At 63.2% G+C, this 21,343-nt stretch carries 17 protein-coding genes; 14 read left to right on the forward strand and 3 right to left on the reverse strand.

Translation table 11 applies throughout. The features are described from left to right. The first annotated feature begins 170 nt into the window (after positions 1 to 170). Positions 171 to 443 (forward strand): hypothetical protein, encoded by a 273-nt coding sequence (locus SB822_RS46935; protein ID WP_410857900.1) that lies wholly within the window; start codon positions 171 to 173, stop codon positions 441 to 443. A gap of 73 nt (positions 444 to 516) precedes the next feature. Here SB822_RS46935 and SB822_RS46940 read toward each other — a convergent pair whose 3' ends face one another. Then, on the reverse strand, positions 517 to 1,143 hold the full coding sequence (locus SB822_RS46940) for a DUF1488 family protein (RefSeq protein ID WP_410857901.1): 627 nt from the start codon (positions 1,141 to 1,143) through the stop codon (positions 517 to 519). Between the two features lie 189 nt (positions 1,144 to 1,332). Here SB822_RS46940 and SB822_RS46945 point away from each other — a divergent pair, with 189 nt between their 5' ends. After that, positions 1,333 to 2,544, forward strand: coding sequence for a DNA topoisomerase IB (locus SB822_RS46945; RefSeq protein ID WP_410857902.1), 1,212 nt, complete (start codon positions 1,333 to 1,335; stop codon positions 2,542 to 2,544). Positions 2,545 to 2,559: 15 nt separating this feature from the next. Here the strand turns inward: SB822_RS46945 and SB822_RS46950 are convergent, their stop codons facing one another. Then, positions 2,560 to 2,853, reverse strand: coding sequence for a hypothetical protein (locus SB822_RS46950; RefSeq protein WP_410857903.1), 294 nt, complete (start codon positions 2,851 to 2,853; stop codon positions 2,560 to 2,562). A 348-nt stretch (positions 2,854 to 3,201) separates the two neighbouring features. Here SB822_RS46950 and SB822_RS46955 point away from each other — a divergent pair, with 348 nt between their 5' ends. From SB822_RS46955 to pelG, 12 genes are all read left to right on the forward strand, one after another. Next, positions 3,202 to 3,876 carry an HAD family hydrolase gene (locus SB822_RS46955; RefSeq protein ID WP_007576581.1) on the forward strand — a complete coding sequence of 225 codons (675 nt, stop codon included), beginning with the start codon at positions 3,202 to 3,204 and terminating at the stop codon, positions 3,874 to 3,876. Between the two features lie 106 nt (positions 3,877 to 3,982). Next, a complete protein-coding gene (locus SB822_RS46960) occupies positions 3,983 to 4,120 on the forward strand; it encodes a hypothetical protein (RefSeq protein WP_165489446.1) in 138 nt (45 codons plus the stop codon). 78 nt (positions 4,121 to 4,198) lie between these two features. Then, a complete protein-coding gene (locus SB822_RS46965) occupies positions 4,199 to 4,693 on the forward strand; it encodes a PRC-barrel domain-containing protein (RefSeq protein ID WP_410857904.1) in 495 nt (164 codons plus the stop codon). A gap of 66 nt (positions 4,694 to 4,759) precedes the next feature. After that, positions 4,760 to 5,209, forward strand: coding sequence for a DUF3175 domain-containing protein (locus tag SB822_RS46970; protein WP_410857905.1), 450 nt, complete (start codon positions 4,760 to 4,762; stop codon positions 5,207 to 5,209). A gap of 22 nt (positions 5,210 to 5,231) precedes the next feature. Next, positions 5,232 to 6,566, forward strand: coding sequence for a cation:proton antiporter (locus tag SB822_RS46975; protein ID WP_410857906.1), 1,335 nt, complete (start codon positions 5,232 to 5,234; stop codon positions 6,564 to 6,566). Positions 6,567 to 6,891: 325 nt separating this feature from the next. Continuing rightward, a complete protein-coding gene (locus SB822_RS46980) occupies positions 6,892 to 9,720 on the forward strand; it encodes a bifunctional glycoside hydrolase 114/ polysaccharide deacetylase family protein (protein ID WP_410857907.1) in 2,829 nt (942 codons plus the stop codon). Continuing rightward, a complete protein-coding gene (locus SB822_RS46985) occupies positions 9,695 to 13,636 on the forward strand; it encodes a tetratricopeptide repeat protein (RefSeq protein ID WP_410857908.1) in 3,942 nt (1,313 codons plus the stop codon). The genes SB822_RS46980 and SB822_RS46985 overlap by 26 nt, the downstream gene beginning before the upstream one ends. A 21-nt stretch (positions 13,637 to 13,657) precedes the next feature. Next, on the forward strand, positions 13,658 to 14,209 hold the full coding sequence (locus SB822_RS46990) for a hypothetical protein (protein ID WP_007576574.1): 552 nt from the start codon (positions 13,658 to 13,660) through the stop codon (positions 14,207 to 14,209). A 58-nt stretch (positions 14,210 to 14,267) separates the two neighbouring features. Next, entirely contained in the window at positions 14,268 to 15,746 is a 1,479-nt protein-coding gene (locus SB822_RS46995) for a PelD GGDEF domain-containing protein (RefSeq protein WP_410857909.1), read from the forward strand. Continuing rightward, the gene (locus tag SB822_RS47000) at positions 15,733 to 16,902 is read left to right on the forward strand and encodes a sugar ABC transporter permease (protein ID WP_410857910.1); all 1,170 of its coding nucleotides are present in this window, start codon (positions 15,733 to 15,735) and stop codon (positions 16,900 to 16,902) included. The genes SB822_RS46995 and SB822_RS47000 overlap by 14 nt, the downstream gene beginning before the upstream one ends. Before the next feature lie 10 nt (positions 16,903 to 16,912). Beyond that, complete coding sequence (gene pelF / locus SB822_RS47005) at positions 16,913 to 18,499, forward strand: GT4 family glycosyltransferase PelF (RefSeq protein ID WP_410857911.1); 1,587 nt, start codon at positions 16,913 to 16,915, stop codon at positions 18,497 to 18,499. Between the two features lie 16 nt (positions 18,500 to 18,515). Further along, complete coding sequence (gene pelG, locus SB822_RS47010; protein ID WP_410857912.1) at positions 18,516 to 19,886, forward strand: exopolysaccharide Pel transporter PelG; 1,371 nt, start codon at positions 18,516 to 18,518, stop codon at positions 19,884 to 19,886. A gap of 42 nt (positions 19,887 to 19,928) precedes the next feature. Here pelG and SB822_RS47015 read toward each other — a convergent pair whose 3' ends face one another. Further along, on the reverse strand, positions 19,929 to 20,984 hold the full coding sequence (locus tag SB822_RS47015) for an aldo/keto reductase (protein ID WP_410857913.1): 1,056 nt from the start codon (positions 20,982 to 20,984) through the stop codon (positions 19,929 to 19,931). Positions 20,985 to 21,343 lie beyond the last annotated feature (359 nt).

The raw sequence follows: 21,343 nt of genomic DNA on the forward strand, positions 1-21,343 counted from the left end.
TGCCGGCATTACACCGTTGCGGCCGCGAATGCAGGCCCCGCGCGTAAATGGCAGAAAGGCATGGATATTGCTCGAAAGCGATGCTGGACCCTCGCGCGACGCGCAAAGGCTTTAACAAAGCGCGGTCGATACATAACGCGGGCCAGCCATCGACAAGGGAGAACTTCACCATGAGGATCAGGAGCGCGGAATGCCTGCTGTTCGTGGCCATTGCCACGTCAGCCATCGTTGCGCAGGTACGCGCACATACGCTGTCATCCAGCCAAACCAACGTGCCGGCGCAGACAGCCCCACATACCACTCGCATGCAAGCTTGCGATGAACCGCACAACGGGATACTGCGGGCAGCGTGCGAAGCGCAGAGCGAGCGTCGTCCCATCGAAAGCGACGATCGCCCGACCAACGGCGTCGATACGCCACACGCGGGCAAGCTCTGGGTTTGATCGTTGGGTTTGATGCAGATTAGGCGCGCGGCTGCCGGGTGCATTACGGCAGCCGCCTTTTTTGCGCGCCCGGTTATGTCTTCAACCGCCGGTCCGACTCCATCCCTTCGACACGGAACAGGCCGCTGTGCAGAATGACGCTTTTGCCAGCGTTCTGATCGAGCGCTTCCGCGCATACGGATCGGATACGCGCGCGGCCACGCTCGTACGCGCCGATCAGTGTGTCTTCGAGTGGCGAGTCCGCGCCGAAATGGTCTTCGAGCGCCTCCGCCGAAATCGCGCAGGCGACAGGCTCACCATCGACGCACGCGTTGAAGCGCACAGTCAGGCTCGACCCATCGAACACGGGAGCATCATCGGTGAATGTGATGTGCATGAGAGAGTCCTCGTACGCCGCGCGCGGCATGAACACCTTGACGATTCCGTTCATGACGAAGCCTTGCGCGCATTGGCGAGTTGATGTGCCATCGCGAGATGGTGACGAATGGTCGGGTGCGCGCGGGTCGAACATCGCATCGACGTCGACGCGATCGCCCTTGTCCACATGCCTGTATCCCTGGACCTTTCCGGCCCTGGCAGAAATTACGTGCACGGTCGCGCCTGCTTCCGTGAGCGCGCGGCGCGGTTCGATCGGTTCGGCCTGTTCGAATCCGTCCAAGGCCAATACCGCAACCTTGCATCCCGCCAGAGTGCTAGTCATGTGCGTGTCCTCCCTTCGCATCTTGTGTATGTGAGCAATCAGCGTTCGTTCACGTTCATATAGCGAGCAAGTTCGATGCCCAACACGTGCAACGCGTTCGCCTGCAACAGTGACGCAGGTTCAGGCATTGCTATTGCACAAAGTTAGCGTGTCAACGCATGTCCGTCACAAGAGACCGGAAACCGCGAAATGAAAACGATGACACGCAACGCGATCGACGCGATCGACGCGATCGCCAAAGGACTGTCCACCGCGATGCCTGCGGGACTGCGGCATGCCGACGACACACGGCCCGGCTATACGCGCAGAAAGCTCAGAAGCGTATTCGTTTATTTCGATCTCGACGGCAGACGCATTGACGATGAAACGCAGATCACGCGCATCAACGCACTGGCGATACCGCCCGCCTACACCGATGTCTGGATCTGCCCCGACCCGCGCGGCCACATTCAGGCGACGGGCCGCGATGCGCGGGGCCGCAAGCAGTACCGTTACCACCCGCAATGGCGCGAAACGCGCGACGCCGACAAGTTCGGCCGCATGGCCGCGTTCGGCCATGCACTGCCGAAGATTCGCGCGCGAGTCGCACGCGATCTCGCGCGCGAAGGCATGCCGCGCGAGAAGGTGATCGCGGCCGTCGTGCATCTGCTCGATACGACGCTGATCCGGATCGGCAGCGTCGAATATGCGCGCGACAACCAGTCCTATGGCCTCACTACGCTGCGCAAGAAGCACGTGAAGATTCGCGCGGGCGAAGTGCGTTTCCGGTTCGCGGGAAAGAGCGGCATCGAGCACGACGTGACCGTCGACAATGCGCGCGTCAAGCGCATCGTGCGCAGGTGCGCGGAGTTGCCGGGCCACGATCTGTTCCAGTACATCGACGATGACGGCGCGCGCCATACGATCGGCTCCGCCGATATCAACGAGTATTTACGCGACATCAGCAGCGCGGACTTCTCGGCGAAGGACTATCGCACGTGGGCGGGCAGCGTGTATGCGATGGCGGCATTGCGTCAGCTGGTGTGCGAGAGCGCTGCGGATACGCGCCGTCATGTCGTCGCGACAGTGAAAGAAGTGGCCACGTTATTGCGCAACACGCCTGCTGTATGCAAGCGCTGTTATATCCACCCTGAAGTGATTGCGGCCTTTGAAGCCGGCGAATTGCAAAGCCTGCTGCCGCAGCGCGCGAAGCGCCACATGAAGGTCGACGAAGCGGCATTCGCCGCGCTGCTCGTTCAAGTGGAAAGGCGCGTGCGGCTCGCAGGCCGCAGCGCGCGCAAGGGCGGCAAGCCGTCTGCGTCGGTGGACGTGGAGAGCGCGCGGCTCGCGACGCTGCTCACAAAGTCGAGCGCGCTGCGCAAGCAGGCGAGCACGCGAAAGCGCGCTGCCCATCCCGCCTGACCCTGTGTCGCCGCCTCACTCTTCGTACGCCGCCATGACCAGCCACATGTCGCGTTCGCTGCTGTGAATCTGTGCGGCCAGCGCGTAGTTATCGTTTGGCCCGCACGTCTTCGCAAGCGTACGCTGCGCGACTTCCGCATCTTCGAATACGGAGTCGCCCGCAAGTGGCCGAACTTCACGCTTGCCTTCGAACCTCTGCTGGCTCATCCGGTACGCGAGCGGCTGCTGCTTCCACGCATGGAAGCAGTCTTTCTCATGCTGAAAATCGCCGCCGCCGATATTGCTCTGATACTGAATCCCCGATCGCATCACCTCCACATGCTGCGCCGTGTGTGTTGCCGCGGCCGATCGTAGTGCCGCGCAACGGTGCATCGCCGGTCGAACGGAACGCCATTGTGTGCTCCCCGACCGCGAAAATCCTGTTGCTGTCATCGCCGGATCGATCAAGCGGTGTGCCCCGCGAAGGCGCGCCCGCTCTCGCTTTGCGGCCGGAAGACGCTGATTTCCCGGCGGCTTTCATGCGCGGTCAGATGCCGCAGGGCCGCACGCATGCGCTCGCGGCGTCTGATAATTACAAAGAGGACGTAAATCTTTCGTGCGATAAATGGCGCAATATGAAGTTGCGCTGCACGCCATTCAGACCAAGGAGAACACTTCATGCGTATTTCGACATCTTTTCTGTTCGACCTCGACGGCACGCTCGTCGACAGCGTGTATCAGCATGTGCTCGCATGGAAGGAAGCGCTCGACGAAGAAGGCATCGAGCTGTCGGTATGGCGCATCCATCGCAAGATCGGCATGAGCGGCGGGTTGTTCACGCATCAGCTGCTGCGCGAGACGGGCGGCGACATGAGCGCCGAACGCGTCGAACGCTTGCGGCGCGCACATGCTCGCGCTTACAAGCAACTGCATGCACAAGTGCGTCCGCTGCCCGGCGCGCAGGCGCTGCTGGCCGCGCTGACGGAAAGCGGTACGCCGTGGGCGATCGCAACCAGCGGCCGCATGGAGACCGCGGCCGTCAATCTCGAAGCGCTCGGCGTCGATCCGTCGAAGACGGTCGTCGTGACGCGCGACGACGTCAAGTACGCGAAGCCCGATCCCGACCTGTTCGTCGCCGCAGCGCATCGGCTTAAGGTGCAGATCGAGCACGCCGTCGTGGTCGGCGACAGCATCTGGGACATGCTGGCTGCCCGCCGCTGCCGCGCGCTCGGCGTGGGCCTGCTGTCGGGCGGCTACGGCCAGGAAGAACTCGAGCGCGCGGGCGCGCTGCGCGTCTACGAAGACCCTGCCGATCTGCTCGAACATCTCGACGAGATCGCCGCGCGTCCCTGAATCCTCAACACCCCTCGTATTCGTCCGACACTGCAAGGCGTGCCGCGTGGCACGCCACGTGCAGCGCTCCTGTCATGAGCATTCCCACACAGACAGGAGCGACATCATGGCCCGTGACCCAACCTCCCACGACAACTCGACCGCCCGCCCGGACAACGCGCCGCGCGGCGAGCCGGAACCGCCCGACACATCGAAAGATCTGCCCGAATTGCCCGATCCCGTTGAAGTAGGCGAAGACGGTTGATAGGAATAGCAGTTGCTTGAAGGTTGCTTGAACCAGCGGTACGCATGATCCGTACGGACCAACACAGGGAGAACCATCATGACGTTGCAGAACCAGACACGCGGTGGAGCGGATATCGTCGGCACGAGCCGCGGCAGGAGCCGCGGACCGGGCCCGGAAGTGATGGCGGCCGATACGCTGGACGGCGACAAGGTATTGAGCGCCGACGGCGACGACATCGGCAAGATCAAGGACATCATGCTCGACGTGCGCTCGGGCCGCATCGCGTATGCGGTGCTGTCGAGCGGCGGCTTTCTCGGCATCGGCGACAAGCTGCTCGCTATTCCATGGAGCGCGCTCACGCTCGACGCGGACCGCGAGTGTTTCCTGCTCGACATGCCGACTGAAAGCGTGAAGAACGCGCCGGGCTTCGACAAGGATCATTGGCCGTCGATGGCCGATTCCACATGGGCCACGTCGATCCATCAATACTACGGACGCGAGCCATACTGGGGTCGAGAGGACGAGTTCGGCGTCGGCGACGTCGCGCCCGGAACGTCGAATGCGCCCGAAGCAGGCGGCGTGAAGCTGTAGGAACACGCCGAACGCAGTACCGTCCGCTCGCTACGCAACGCCAGCATAGCGGGCGGATTTCCGTTGATGGGGAATACGATGGCCAGCACCAGCAAACGCAGCGGAACATCGCGCGCGAAAAAGCGTACGACGGCCCACGCGTCGACACGCGCCCGAGGCGGCCGTCCGCCGCGCCAGCGTCATTCGCAGGCGAGAGCCGCGCACCACGCGCGAACGGCGGCATCGAGCCGCTCGGGGAAGAACGCGAAGTACTGGTCGCATCGCGTGATGGAGACCAGCGACGCGATGGACATCGAGAAGGATATCTTCAGAACAGGGACCGCCGACGAAATCGCGCAATCGCTAAAACGCTCGTCGACGCACAGCAAGCGGCGCAAAGGCACGCCATATCAGTCGGCGATGTCGATGCTCAACTTCTATATCAACCGCGCAGGCCGCAACCTGCCGAAATCGCGCAAGAGCACGCTGGAGCAGGCCAAACGCAAGCTGCGCGAAGCGTTCGGCCGCGCGCCATGAACGCGCCGCGCGCCACCTGCTGATGCACGAAGCGACCGTCTGGTGGTATCTGATCGTCGGCGGCGTGCTGATCTTCATGGGCATCGCCGCCACGACGTTCAAGCGTCTGCCATTGTCCGCGGCGATGCTGTACCTCGCCATCGGCTATGCGCTTGGACCGTCCGGTCTCGGGCTGCTGCAACTCGACCTCGCCCGCGACGCGCACATACTGCGCCCCGTCACGGAAGTCGCATTGCTCGTCTCGCTGTTCGCGATCGGGCTGCGTCTGCGGCTGCCGCTCTTCGCGCCGATGTGGACGTTGCCGCTGCGGCTCGGCTTCGTCGCGATGGTGTTGACGATACCGCTTCTCACGCTCGTCGGCGTACTGCTGCTCGGTCTCGACTGGGGTCCGTCGTTACTGCTCGCGGCCATCCTTGCGCCGACCGACCCCGTGCTCGCGCATGACGTGGGCGTCCAGGATTCCGACGATCTGGACCTGCTGCGCTTTTCGCTATCGGGCGAAGGCGGACTGAACGACGGCATCGCGTTGCCGTTCGTGCTATTGGGACTCGCCCTATGCACGTCCGGCCCGGCGCACGGAAACGAGGCGAGCGGCTGGCGCATCGCATTCGAAGCGATCGCGGGGATTCCGGGCGGCCTGGTGATAGGCGGCTTGCTCGGCTGGATGACCACCAAGTCCGTCGCATGGTTACGCACGCGCCACGCGCAGGCACTCGGCCTCGAAGGCTTCTTTGCGCTCGGACTGATCGGCCTCGCTTACGGCGCTGCCCTGCTTGTGCACTGCAATGGCTTCGTCGCCGTCTTCGCAGCGGGCGTTGCGATGCGCGGCGTCGAGCATCGCGCGAGCGGCAGCCGCTCGGCGCGCGAAGCGATCGGCACTGTCGACTCGGAAGACGTCGTCGCGACGGCCTCCGATCCGCGAAAGGCCCACGCCTTTATGGCCGAATCGGTGCTCGGTTTCACCATCGAACTGGAACGCATCGCGGAAGTCGTCGTGATGATGATCGTCGGCAACGTGCTCGCGACTTCCGGCGCATCGCTCTTCACGTGGCAAAGCGCGATACTGATCGCGGCGCTCTTTATCGTGGTGAGGCCACTCGCCGTCGAAGCATCATTGCTCGGGTCGAATGCCGCGCATGCGCAGCGCCGCTTGATGAGCTGGTTCGGCATTCGCGGCATCGGGTCTTTCTATTACCTTGCGCTCGCACTTGAGTCGATGCAGCAACGTCACATGCAAGACCTGCTTCCCCTCGTGCCGTTGACGCTCGCCGTCATCACTTCTTCCGTCATCGTGCATGGCATAAGCGCAACACCATTGATGAACTGGTATCACCGTATCCGAAAACCGGACCGGTAATCTCACTCAAAATAGCTTTAAGCGTTTTATTCGCTTTAGCACAAACCCCTATGTTTCGCGAATTTAAAAGCGCATCACTTTTATAACACGCGCTTCATTCGCAACAGAGTGCGCTCTCAAGCAAGAATGAGGCTAGGCGCACACCTGAATGTTGTCTATCATAGGCGCTGACGCAATTGAGCAGAACAAGACGTCACAACATCAATCTGCCCGTTCAGATCAGCAGAACACTTTTCTGTCAATGACGCCAAGCGAATTGCATCGTTATTTGAGGAAAATCATTTTCGCATTCATGCGAGTGTGCCTGGCGGTTTGCACTGCGCGTTTGCAGCGAATTGGCACGCCAGGTTTTCTCGTCATTGCACTGGTATTGCCCTTTCATTCCGCCTTTGCCGACGACATTACCCCGTCCGCCACGCAACCTTCATTTGCGCTCTATTACGGCAAGTCACCGCCCGTAGAAATGCTTTCTGCATTCGACGCAGCCGTTGTCGAACCCGATAGCGGTTTCGATCCGCTTGCGCATCGTTTACCGCATACCACGTGGTTTGCTTACGCGAGCGTCGGCGAAGTGCTGCCCTCGCGCAGCTATTACGCCGATCTGCCGAAGAACTGGCTGGCTGGAAGCAATGAAGCATGGGCATCGCGCGTGATCGATCAAAGCCAGCCCGAATGGCCCGCGTTCTTTGTCGATCGTGTCATCAAGCCGCTTTGGGAAAAAGGCTATCGCGGCTTCTTTCTCGACACGATGGATTCGTGGCAACTCGTTGCGAAGACCGACGAAGCACGCGCTCGGCAGATACAAGGGCTGGCCAATGTGATTCGCGCGATCAAAACGCGCTATCCCGATGCAAAGCTGATCTTCAATCGCGGCTTCGAGATTCTCCCGCAGGTGCACGACCTCGTGTATGCGGTTGCGTTCGAGTCGCTGTATCGCGGCTGGGATCAATCGCAGCAGCGCTATACGGCAGTCTCCGAACAGGACCGCGCATGGCTGCTCGGACAGGCGAGGACGATACGCGAGCAATATCATCTCCCCGTCATCTCGATCGACTATTGCGCGCCCGCCGATCACGCATGCCAGCAGGACACCGTAGCGAAGATCAGGGCGCAAGGCATCGTGCCTTACGTGACAGACGGCGCGCTGGCGACGATGGGCGTCGGCGCCGTCGAACCCGTCAAACGTCGCATTCTGGTGATTCAGGACCCGCCGCTGCGCACGGACCTGAACGTGTCGCCCGGTGTGCGTTTTCTGGCCATGCCGCTCAACTACCTCGGCTACCGGATCGACTATCGCGATGCGCGCGACCCGATGCCCGAAGGCGATCTGCGCGACCGCTATGCGGGCATCGTGCTATGGCTCGAAGGCCAGGTGCCGAACAGCAAGGCGTATCGCGACTGGCTCACAGCGCAGATCGACGCGAAGATTCCCGTTGCGGTGTTCACGACTTTCGGCACGCAGATGGACGCCGATCTCGCGAAGAAACTCGACCTCGAAACGGTGGCCGGCGCGCCGTCGAACGGCAAGCTCGACGTCGAATCGTACGATCCGAAGATGATGGGCTTCGAAATGAAGCCGCATCCGCTGGCACGCGACTTCACACCCGTCCGCGTCGGTCCGCATAGCCGTTCGCTGCTGCGGCTGCGCTCGGGCGACTTCGTGATCGACGGCGCGGGCATCACGCCTTGGGGCGGCTATGCGATGCGCCCGTTTGGCGTGTACGAGCTGGATGCCGTCAATCAGGCGCGCTGGGTTACGCAACCCATCGAATTTCTGCGCGCCGCGTTGCGCCTGAACCATGACATGCCCGTGCCGGACACGACGACAGAAAACGGCCGGCGTCTGCTGATGTCGCATATCGACGGCGACGGGTTTGCCTCGCGCGCCGAGTACACGAACTACACGCCGCCCAACTCCGACATTACGCCGCAATACTCAGGCGACATGCTGTATGCGCTGTTGCGCGACTCCGGCATGCCCACCACCGTCTCGCTGATCGAGGGCGAGGTAAGCGACGAAGGCCCGTTCAAAAGCTTCGCGCCGCACCTGCGCACGATCGGCAGACAGATCTTCGAGTTGCCGAATGTCGAAGTTGCGACCCATACCTACACGCACCCGCTGCAATGGATGCGCGTCACGGGCCTGGGCGTCTCCGACACACGCGACACGCCGACGGAAGGCAGCAGCCAGACGAACAGCAGCGGCCTGTCCATCGACATTCCCGGCTACCGGTTCAATATCGACCGCGAGATCAAAGGCTCGATCGACTATATCGACCGAAATGTCGCGCCCGCGTCGAAGCCCGTGCGCATGGTGTTGTGGAGCGGCGATTGCCAGGTGCCCTCGCCGGTTCTCAAGGCGGCGTACGAAGCAGGTGTGCTGAACCTGAACGGCGGCGACACGCTGATCACGAAGCGCTTTCCGAGCTGGGCCGCGATTGCGCCGCTTGGCGTGATGAAGAACGGCTACTTTCAGATCTTCGCGCCCAATCAGAACGAAGAGTTATACACGGACCTCTGGCATGGCCCGTTCTATGGATTTTCGCGCGTGCTCGAAACGTTCGCGATGACGGACAAGCCAATTCGCTTCAAGCCGATGGACATCTACTACCACATGTTCACGGGCACGAAGTACGCTTCGATGAAAGCGCTGCAGCAGATCTTCGATACCGTGCTCAAGCAACCCGTCACGCCCGTCTTCACCTCCGAATACGCGCGCAAGGTGCTCGACTGGCTCGACACCAGCATCTATCAGGAGCCGGGCAGCAACGTCTGGGTCGTGCGCAACGAGGCAAATCTGCGCACCGTGCGACTTCCCGCCGGCAAGGTGCCCGACATGTCGAATGCGACGGGTGTCGCGGGCTATCTGCCGGGACCGGGCGGCACCTATGTGCACCTGACGGGCGACGGCACCGCGCGCTTCGCCGTGATCGACCAGTCGGCGGCGCGCCCTGTGCCCTATCTCGCCGAAGCCAACGGCATGCTCGACCACTTCGTGCGCACACGCAACGGCTTTTCGTTCGATCTGCGCTCGCACATCGCACCGATGTTCCGCGTCGCCAACGCCGGCGCATGCCGCGTGACGAAGCGCCCCGTGACCGGTTCCACCAACGCGTATCGCCAATTGCATGTCGACGTCGCCTGCGACACCTGAGCGGCAGCGGCTCTTTTCGCCCGCTGTGATTCTCGTGCTCGGCCTGCTGGTCGGCGTGATGCTGGCGCTCGCCTTTCCGCGCGAGAGGATCGAATCGCGGCTGCTCGAAGGTGCCAAGGTCGACAGTCTCACGATCGCCTATCTGGAAGCCTGGCTGCGCGTCGATCCGAACAACGCGGAAGTCCTCTCCGAACTCACGCGTGAATACCTGAAGGGGCAGCGCATCTCGGATGCGACGCGCATCCTCGACCGTCTGTCGCGCTCCAACGATCCGAACGCGCGGCAAAGTGCGCTCGCCATCCGCGTGTCGCTCGCGCAGCAACGACTGTATTCGCTGAAACCGAACGACCCGGCGCGGCCCGCGCGCATTCGCGAACTCGATGCGCGGCTGCACGAAGCACTCAACTACAAGTGGGATATCGAGCAATTGAAGATGCTCGCCCAGCAGGCGCGCGGGTTGAATGACAACGATCTCGCCGCGCGCTACTACACGCTGCTCGCGCAGTCCGATCGGGAGCATGCGCGCAAGTGGCTGGCCGAACTCGCGCAAACGCAACTGGGGAACCAGCAGCATCGCGCCGCCGCCGACGCGTGGTTCGCGATACAAGCGCAAGCCACCACGCTTGACGAGAAGCGTGCCGCGTTCGTTGCCGGTTTGCGCGCGCTTCAATCGGGCAACGACATGCCGGCGACGATGCAGGCGGCCGACCAGCATATCGGCGATCTTGCCGACGATCCTGAAACGCTGCGCTTTCTCGCCAATCTCGCGTTGGCTGCGGGGCGTCCCGATCTCGCGTCGAAGTACGTGAAGCGATTGATGAAGATGTCCGCGCTGGATCATGAGCAGGCGCTTGCGCGGCGTGCGTCGTTCGTGCCGAAGCGCTCGGCGGACCCAGGCACCGTCGAGCATCGCACGACGCGCGGCGTGTGGCTGCGCGCGGCGTGGTATCGCCCGCACGTTTCGCGCAGCACGGCGCTGCGTCGTGCGCTGAGCAACGCTTCCACCACTCAAACCACAGCCCGCGTCGTACGCATTGCAACGACAGCACCCGCTGCTGTTCCGCCGACCCCGACCCCGACGCCCGCGAGCGACGCAACCGCGTCCGATTACGAACTCGCGTATCGCGTGTTCCTCGCGAACGGCGACGTCGCGAACGCGCAGCGCATCGCGCAAACGGCCGTCGACCGCGATCCGCAGTCGATCCCATGGCGCGAGCGTCTCGCGCAAGTCGCTGAGTGGAACCGGCGTCAGGACATTGCGCTCGCCAACTACGTCACCATCGCGAAGATGCGCGGCACCGACGACGACTGGAAGAAGGTCGCGCGTCTCGCGCCCGGACTCAACGACAACACCGCGATGCTCGCCGTCACGCTGCACCAGGCCGACCAGCAGCCGGGTAATCTGAAGCTGCTCGATGCCGTCGTCTTCTCGTACGAACGCATCGCCGATCCCGATTCCGCGTTGAGCTTTCTGCGCACGCGCTTCAACGGCCCGTTGCGCCGCCAGGCAATGGAGCGTTACGCGCAAGTCGCCGAACGCAAGGGCGACGACGATCTCGCGCTACGCACATGGCGCGATCTCGAACGCGAATATGGGCCGAACGCAGCCTACGGATTGAAGATCGGCACGATGCTGTACACGCGCACGCAGTTCGACGGGGCGCTCGCCGCGATGAATGAAGCGAAGCGCGGCGCGCCCGCATCGAACGATGAATTCTGGCGCTTCTACTCGCTGCTTGCCGACTCGAACCAGGACACGCGCGATGCGAGACTTGGCTATCGCCAGTTGATCGCGGGCGGCAAAGCCGACGCGCAAGACTACGAGGCGATGACGAACTTCTTCAACGACTCGCCACTCGACGCGGGCCGCCTCGCGGAATACGCGTATCGTCATGGCGGCCCGCCGCGCATGCTGTCGGAAGCGTTGTACGGCTATCAGCGCGCGCACGCGTGGGGCCGCATCAGGATCCTGCTCGCGTCCCTCACGCCCGAGCAACTCACGGCCGCCGAGCAGTCAGCCACGTTCCTGCTCGCACGCGCCGAATACGAACGGCAGACGGGCGCCAACGATGCCGCGCTGCGCGACATCGAACGCGCTGCCGCGCTCGATCCGAACAACTCGGAAGCGCGCGCGGCCTACATCTGGGTGCTGAACGAGCGCGGCACGGATGCCGCCCTGCTCGCTGCGCTGCGCCGTCATGCGGGCGACGCGGAGAGCGATCCGCAGCTATGGCCCGCGTACGGCGCGGCATGGTTGCGGCTCGGAGACGGGCGTAAAGCGTGGCACTATCTCCACAAGCAGGCTGCGCAAGCGCAGCAAAGCCTGTTGTGGCGTCTCACGTTCGCCGACGCACTGGAACTGAACGGCCGCGTCGACGAAGCGTGGCGCGTGCGCAAGCAGGTCTGGCTCGAACTGGCGCGCCGCCGGCGCGATCCGTCGAAAGCAGCGCCGCTGCCCGCCGCCGAGCAGGACGATCTGCGCGGCCGCTATGTCGCGCTTACGCAGCTGTACGCGAGCGGCGACCGCTCGCGCGCGGTGTTGATCGACCTGCTGCGCGCCGATCGCAACGGCGCGGGCGACAACCAGGCGGCTGCGTCCGAGCTTGGCGACATCGGCCAGTTGCCGCCCGCGAAGCAGGACGAGATCCGCAAAAGCCAGCGCCTCTATTCGGCCATCGCGCGCGAGGCGGCCATTTCCTGGGCGCAGAACGAAGAGGCGTCGGACATGGAGCGCGCCTGGCTCGAAAAGCAATATATCGACGACAGCCAGCGCCCCATCTACGCCGAAGCACAACTCGCGATCAACGACGGCGACGTCAACGAACTGTCGCGCCTGCTCGACACGCTGCCCGATCTGATTCCGAGGCAGACACGCGTCGATGCGCAGGCGCTCACGGGCCGCACGTCCGCCGCACAAACCACCGCGGTCGACTCGATCACGCGCCAGCCCAACGACGAAGTGATGCAGGCGATGGCGCGCGAGCAACTGCTCAGCAATGCGCAGGCGTTGGCGGGCGCATTCCGCTATGTCGATCAGGGGTCGCTGCGCTTCACCGAGGAATCCGCGACGGGCAGCGTGCGTCTCACACCCTCGCAGAACCTGCAGTTTCGCTACCAGCAGCGCGACCAGACCGTGGACGGCTCGCAGCTCGCTTTCGCGCCGAAACACGACCGGCTCGCCGAGGCGATCTATGGCCACAAGGGCCAATATGACGAAGAGCACGTCACGCTAGGCCGCCGCAATGCGCTCGAAGACTTCACGACGGCGCGCGTCGAAGGCACGTACACCGTCACACAGCGCCTCACGCTGACCTATGCGCTCGGCTACAACCAGGCCGCGACGGAATCGACGCAACTGACGGTGGGCGGCACCAAGGACCTCGCGACGCTCGGTTTCAACTACCGGCTCGATCCGCACTGGTTCGGCGGCGCGCGCTACGAGTACGCGCGATTTCACGGCCAGGACCGCTCGTATCTCGGCAACGGCAGTCTCGTCGAAGCGAACATCGGCTACAAGATCAAGGCCGATTACCCCGACTACACGATCCGCGCCGTCTTCGCGCACGGCCAGTACAACGCGACGGGCACACCGGGCGACCCGCTGCGCGTGCTGCTGCCGGAGAACACGCCGTTCACGGCCGCGTCCTTCATGCCGCAGACTTTCACGCAAGGCGGCCTGCTGTTTTCGTTCGGCGACGATCTGCCCGAGCAGTATTCGAAAGGATGGCGGCCGATATTCGCGGGCGGCCCGATCCGCGACTCGCGCGCGGGCTGGTCGGGCCAGGCTGAACTCGGCGTGGCGGGCAGCGTGTTCGGCAACGATCAGATGCTGCTGTACGGCGCGTATCAAGGCGTCTCGTCGAATCATTCGACTTCCGTGAAGGAAGTCGGCATGCGCTATCGGTATCTGTATTGAAGAGCCTTTGAGGAGAATGACATGGACCACAGCAAGAACCTTCGCGCACGCGCGTCGACGTTGTTCGCATCAGCGTTGGCGTTGATGGCGCTCACGCTCGCGGGCTGCGCCGTCGTCGATCGCAGCGCGCCACCCGCGATCGCGAAGACCGACAGCCTCGCGATCCTGCCTATCGCGAACAACACCGAGACGCCGCAGGCGGGGCAGCGTGCGGCGTCGATTGCACAGAGCCTGCTGGCGTCGTACGGCTTCACGAATCTGTCGCGCTACCCGGCGAGCGCCGACGACGAAACGCTGTTCGACGCCGCGAAGCCGGACGCTCAGCAAAACGCGCTGAACTGGGCGCGCCAGCAGAACGCGCGCTATGCGCTGACGGGTGCCGTCAACGAATGGCGCTACAAGGTCGGCGTGGACGGCGAGCCGGCCGTGGGCCTCACTTTCGATGTGCTCGACGTGCAGACGGGCAAGGTCGTGTGGACGGGCACGGGCAGCCGCACCGGCTGGAGCCGCGATGCCGTGTCGGGCGTTGCGCAGAAGCTGGAGCGCGATCTGCTGTCGCCGCTCGCGCGGTGACGCATGCCCTGCTCCGCACGACTATCATCGAAGCTGGCTTCGATTTAAGGCGAACGCCATGAACACGCAGGCTAACGAACACTCCGCGCCGCCCGGGCGGCGTCGACGCCGCGAGGCGCAAAGCGTCGGCGCGGGCTCCTGGTGGGCCCGCGTGATCGCGCCGCCGCGCGGTTCCGCGCGGCGCCGCACGATCGCCGCGCTCGAAACGATCGTCGCAACGCTGATCGCGATTGCCATCTGCTGGGCCTTCGATCACGCCGATCCGCTGCTGGTCCAAAGTGGCTTCGGCTGGATCTGGATCGTGCCGCTCGTGATCGCGCTGCGTTATGGATCGATTGCGGGGGTGTTTTCCGGGCTGATTCTGCTGGCTTCGTGGTACGTGTTGTACCCCGGGTACAGCGGCGCGTCCGCGCCCATTTCGCTCGCGCGTGCGTTGATCGAGACGCCGCACACACGGCTCTTTCCTGTGAGCTTCTTCCTTGGCGGCTTCGTCGTCACGATGCTGTGCGGGCAATTCGGCGACATCTGGATCACGCGCCTGCGGCAAGGCCGCATCGCCAACGACTATCTAGCCGAACGCCTGTCCATTCTCACGCGCAACCAGTTCATGTTGCGCATCTCGCACGAACGGCTCGAACAGGATCTGCTCGGACGCCCCGCCACGCTGCGCGATTCGCTGGCGCGGCTGCGCACCGTGATCCTCAATCAGGAGCCGACTGAGGCACAGCAAGGCGTCGTCGATTTGCGCGGCGCGCAGCCGTTTCTCGAAGCGGCCGCGCAAGCCTGCCAGATCGAGAGCGCGAGCGTGCATGCGTGGCGCGGTGGCAAGGCTGCGACGGCTGCGGGGGCATCGATTGGCGCGCCATCGGCGTTCGATCCCGACGATCCCCTCGTGCGCGAAGCGCTCGAAACGCGCACGCTGGTACATGTCGAATCGAAAGCGAATCAGGACATGTCGCTGAGCCGCTATGTCGCCGTCGTACCGCTGATCGATGCACAGAAGAATCCTGTCGGCGTGCTCGCCGTCGAGCGCATGCCGTTTCTCGCACTCACGCGCGACAACCTGCAGTTCCTGCTCGTTCTCTGCAACTTCTACGCGGACGGCGTGCAGCACGCCGTCATCACGCGCGACACGCTCACGGCCTTCCCCACTTGCCCCCACACCTTCGCGCTCGACTATGCGCGGCTCGTGCATCTGAAGCGCGATACGCAGGTCCAGTCGTCGATCGTCGCGCTCGTGTTTCATAACGACGAACGCAGCACGACGCTATACGAACATGTGCTGCGCACACGCCGCGCGCTCGATGTGCAGTGGCCTTTGCGCGACGAACGGCATCGCGTGGTGCTCACGCTGATGCCGCTTTCCGGCGACAGTGCCGTCGACGGCTATCTGCTGCGGATCGAAGAGAATCTGCGTGCGCAATACGGCGTCGACTTCGAAACGGCGCGTGTCGCCGTGCATTCGATGGCCGTGTCCGCCGACGAACCCATCGCCGCCCTGCGGCGCCTGCTGGAGCGCTGCGATGTCCGCTTCTGACAGCGTCGCAATCGATCGAAGCCGTCCCGTGGGCGCGCGCATCACGTTGGTCGGCGTGCTGCTCGTCGCGCTCGGGCTTGCGTTGCAGATCGCCGTCTTCATGATCGCCACACGCAGCACGCCCGACACGTCTGCCGAATGGCTCGGCGGTCTCGTCAACACAGACGTGTCGACGCTGCAAGCCGGCGCACATCTGAATACACAGACGCTGTTGCTATGCCTGCTCGTGCAGGCCTGTGCCGCGCTCGCGACTTCGCTCGGTCTCGCGGAGATGATGCCCGCGCGCTACCGGCTGCCGCGCGTGGGACTGCTCGCGTCGCTATGGTTTCTGAACTTCGCGGTGCCTGTCGGCGGGATGCTTTGCTCGATCGGCGCGCTCGCGATTGCCGCCGCGTTGCCACGGCCACGCGCGCAGTTGCCCGTCGTGCTGGTCGAGGAACCTGAGTTCGCCGCGAATCTGATCGGCACTGTATCGTATGGGCGCGGTGCGCGCCTGAAGGCGGAATTGCAGAACGCGGAAGCGGGCACGTCGTTTCGCATGACCGCCCTGCTCGCGATGCAGACGATGCCCGCACGCACCGTCTCGCCGCTGCTGCAAGGCATGCTCGCCGATCCGCTCGACGATATCCGCCTGCTCGCGTACGGCATTCTCGACAACCGCGAGAAAACGCTCACGCAGCAAATACTCGTCGAACGTCCGAAGCTCGATGTGAAGGTGCATCCCGAATTGAGCGATGCGGAGCGCGCGCACGCGAACAGGACGCTCGCGCAGCTGTACAGCGAACTGATCTACGAAAATCTCGTGACGGGCGACGTGTACCGCAATGCCGCCGACCAGGCCGACGGCTTTGCGGCCGCCGCGCTCGAACACGATCCGAACGACGCGGCGCTGTGGCGTCTGCGCGGCCGTCTTGCCATCGCGCGACTCGATCTCGACGGCGCGGACACGATGCTGCAACGTGCGATCGATTGCGGCTTCCCGCGCGAGCGCATGCTGCCCTGGCTCGCCGAAACGGCTTACCTGCGCCGCGATTTCGCGCGCGTGCGCAAGCTGCTGGCCGAAATGGACAACCGCGCCGCGACGCCGACGCTGGCGGCCGTCCTCGACTTCTGGAAGCCGCGCGGCCCGGGCGCCGCGCAGCCCCGCTCCATCTGAGGCCGCCCTCATGTTTTCATCTAAAACGCCGTCACTGCCGCACGCGGATTCCGCCGATATCGCCCTGCTGCTCGAAGGCACGTTCCCCTATGTGAGCGGCGGCGTGTCGAGCTGGGTCAATCAGGTCATCCGCGCGTTTCCCGAGTATTCGTTCGCGCTGTGCTTTCTCGGCAGCCGTCCGCAGGACTATCCGAAGATGCAGTACGCGCTGCCCGACAACGTCGTGCATCTGGAGAATCACTATCTGTACGATTTCGCGCCGCCGCCGCTGGTGAACAAACAGCGCGGCGACGCGTCCGCGTTCATGCGCTCCGCGCATCTGCACGACGCATTGCGCAACCCGGCAATGCGCCACGCGGCAGGCCGCATGCTCAAGGACATGCTGAACGACCTCCGTCCGGGCGGCGCATTGGGCGAAGACGCGTTTCTCTATTCGAAGGAAGCCTGGCACTATCTGACCGACCAGTACCGGCAGTTCTGCACGGACCCGTCGTTCGTCGATTACTTCTGGACCGTGCGGATCATGCACAAGCCGCTTTGGCAGCTCGCGAAGATCGCCGAGGGTTTGCCGCGCGTGAAGATGTTCCATACGGTATCGACGGGTTATGCGGGCTTTCTCGGCGCGCTCGCGCGCTATCGCCATGCGCGGCCCTTGCTCGTGTCGGAGCACGGCATCTATACGAAGGAACGCAAGATCGATCTGTTCCAGAGCGAATGGATACGCGACAACCGCAGCATCTTCGAGCGCGACGTGTCGCAGATCGGCTATTTCCGCGACCTGTGGGTGCGCTTCTTCGAAACGCTCGGCCATGTGTGCTACGACGCGGCTGAAGACATCATCGCGCTCTATGAAGGCAACCGCCGGCGGCAAATCATCGACGGCGCGCCCGAAGCGAAAACGGCCAACATTCCGAACGGCGTGAATCTGCCGAAGCTCGCGCCTTTACGCGCACAGCGCGCCGCCGGTGTGCCGAAGACGTTGTGCCTGATCGGCCGCGTGGTGCCGATCAAGGACATCAAGACTTTCATCCGCGCGATGCTGACCGTGGTGCGCCGCATGCCCGATGCCGAAGCGTGGATTGCCGGCCCGGAAAACGAGGACGCGTCGTATGCGGCCGAATGCCATGCGCTCGTCGAGAGCCTCGGTCTGAACGACAAGGTGAAGTTTCTAGGCTTCCAGAAGATCGACGAATTGCTGCCGAAATGCGGCGTGCTCGTGCTCAGCTCGATTTCGGAGGCGCTGCCGCTCGTCGTGCTGGAAGGCTTCGCGGCGGGCGTGCCGTCCGTCACGACGGACGTGGGCTCGTGCCGCCAACTGATCTATGGGCTGGATGGCGACGACGCTGCGCTCGGCGCGGCGGGCCGCGTCGTACAGATCGCCGATCCGCGCGCGCTCGCCGAAGCCGCGCTCGATCTGCTCGACGAAGACAACTGGCGTGCCGCGCAACAGGCGGGCATTTCGCGCGTCGAGCGCTATTACACGCAGGACCAGATGGTCGGCTCGTACCGCGATCTGTATGCGCGCCTCACCGCGCAGGCGGATCTCGCCGATCCACCCGCATCGGAAGCCGGTCTTCTGATGCAGATGCCTCACTGAACGGGAACACGCGACCATGGCAGGCATTGGTTTCGAACTGCGCAAGATGCTCCGGCGCAACACGCTGCTGGGGCTGATGCAGGCTTACACGTACGCGGGCCTGATCGGCGCGGGTCCGTGGGTGCTGTCGATCGTCGGCATTCTGCTGATCGGCGTGCTCAGCATTCCGTTCGTGTTGCCCACGGGATTGATCACGCAGTTCCAGGTGTCGGTCACGTATCTGATCTCGCTGTCGCTCGTGTTGACGGGGCCGTTGCAGCTTGCGTACACGCGTTTCACATCAGACCGGTTGTTCGAAAAGCGCCGGGATCTCGTGCTGCCGAATTTTCATGCGGTGATGTTCATCGTCACGGTCGCTTCGACTGTGCTCGGCGGGCTCGCTGTCGTCTTTCTGTTTCCGCAGCAGACGGCCGCCTATCGCCTGCTGATGCTCGCGGGCTTCGTCGTGATGGGCAACATCTGGATCGCGACGATCTTCCTGTCGGGCATGAAGCAGTACATGTCGATCATCATCGTGTTCCTCATCGGCTATGCGGTGACGACGGGTGCGGCGCTCTCGCTGAACCGGTTCGGCCTGACGGGCTTGCTGTCGGGCTTCGTGATCGGACAGACTGTGTTGCTGGTGGGCCTGCTCGCGTTGATCTATCGCGACTATCGCAGCGACCATTTCATCTCGTTCGAAATGTTCCGCAAGCAGTACCGTTACCCTTCGCTGATGCTGACGGGCTTTCTGTACAACCTCGGCATCTGGGCCGACAAGTTCATGTTCTGGTATTCGCCGGGCACGGGACAGCCGGTGATCGGTCCGCTGCGCGCATCGATCATTTATGACATTCCCGTGTTTCTCGCGTATCTCGCGATCATTCCGGGCATGGCCGTATTTCTGATGCGCATCGAAACGGACTTCGTCGAATACTACGACGCGTTCTACGATGCCGTGCGCGAAGGCGCGTCGCTGCAGCATATCGAGCGCATGCGCAATGCAATGGTCGAAGCGTTGCGTAACGGCATCTGGGAGATCATGAAAGTGCAGGCGATCGCCGCGATGATGCTGTTCGCGGCGGGCACGATCCTGCTGCAATGGCTGCAGATATCGACGCTGTATCTGCCGCTGCTGTATATCGACGTGATCGCGGCCAGCATGCAGGTCGTGTTCATGGGCACGATCAACGTGTTCTTCTATCTCGACAAGCGCAAGATCGTGCTGTTGCTGGTGGGTACGTTCGTCGCTTCGAACGTGGTGTTCACGGCGATCACGCTGTCGTTGAACCCTGGTTACTACGGCTACGGATTTGCAGGTTCGCTGCTGCTCGTCGTGCTCGCGAGTCTTTATCTGCTCGACCGCAAGCTCGATTCGCTGGAGTATGAGACGTTCATGCTGCAATGAAAGCGCGGCGTGAATTGGCACGCCGCGCGCTTCACCCTGCGCTCAAACCTCGTCACCAAAGCGCGTTTCCGCGATCTGCTGACGGCGCTGATCGCCCTGCCGCTCCAGCATCCAGCCCGGATATTCGGACGGCAGGCGGCTCACTTCGTCGAGCTTCTTGAGTTCTTCCGCACTCAGTTCAACCTTCGTCGCGGCGATGTTGTCATCGAGTTGCTCGACTCGCTTTGCGCCGACGATCACGCTCATCACCGAGCGTTGATGCAGCAACCACGCCAGCGCAATCTGCGCGACCGACACGCCCTTCGCTTCGGCGATCGTGCGCATCACGTCGACGCAATCGAATACGCGCTCGCGATTCACGGGCGGAAAGTCGAATGTCGTGCGGCGACTGCCTGCTTCGCCTTGCTCGTCGCGTTTATATTTGCCGCTGAGCAAGCCGCCCGCGAGCGGACTCCATACCATCAGGCCCAGGCCCTCGCTTTGTAGCATCGGCACCAGTTCGCGTTCGAGATCGCGGCCCGCGATCGTGTAATACGCCTGCAACGTATCGAAGCGCGCGAGGCCAAGGCGCTCCGAAATGCCTAGCGCTTTCGCGATCTGCCACGCGGCCCAGTTCGATACGCCGATATAGCGCACGTGGCCGTGCTGCACGAGCGTATCGAGCGCACGCAGCGTTTCCTCGATTGGCGTGGCGGGATCGAAGCCGTGGATCTGATACAGATCGACGTGATCGAGTTGCAGGCGCTGCAGGCTCGCCTTGATGCCGTCCATGATGTGGTAGCGCGACGCGCCGCGCGCGTTCGCGAAGTCGCCCGTCTGGCCGAATACTTTCGTCGCGACGACCACGCTGTCGCGCGGTACTTTCAGGTTCTTCAGCGCCTGACCGGTGATCTGCTCGGAGACGCCGGACGAGTAGACGTCGGCTGTGTCGATGAAATTGATGCCCGCGTCGATCGCGCGGCCGATCAGACGTTCCGCGTCGCTCTGCTGCAGATCGCCGATGTGCTGCCAGATGCCGCCCGTGCCGCCGAAGGTCATCGTGCCGAGGCACAGTTCCGACACGAAAACGCCAGTGCGGCCAAGCTGGTTGTATCGCATGGTTTGAGACTCCAGGTGGGTGATGATGCGGTGCTGGGGCGATCAGAATACTCAATGCGTGGCAATGCTGCTGGTGCGTTGACATGGCTTTCGCAGCCGTCCCGTGCAATGCAGCATTGATGCATGCCACGCCTTTCGAGAACCCTTTCACGGCGTTTTCAGTCCGCACACGAACGCATTTCTTCCGTTATGCCGTTCGTTGGCTCATGTAGCATCGGCGTCATGTTCTATAGGCTGATGAGGTTTGCGCGCATCAACACACCATCAAGGGCACTGCAGGCGTGCGTCGAGGGTTGGTGACCGGTAGTTGCGTTATCCACCTGCCCGGCCGAACGCCCAATCGCAACCTCGGCACGCCC

The organism is Paraburkholderia sp. SIMBA_054 (assembly GCF_046534875.1).
In the GTDB taxonomy this organism is placed as follows: Bacteria; Pseudomonadota; Gammaproteobacteria; order Burkholderiales; family Burkholderiaceae; genus Paraburkholderia; species Paraburkholderia hospita.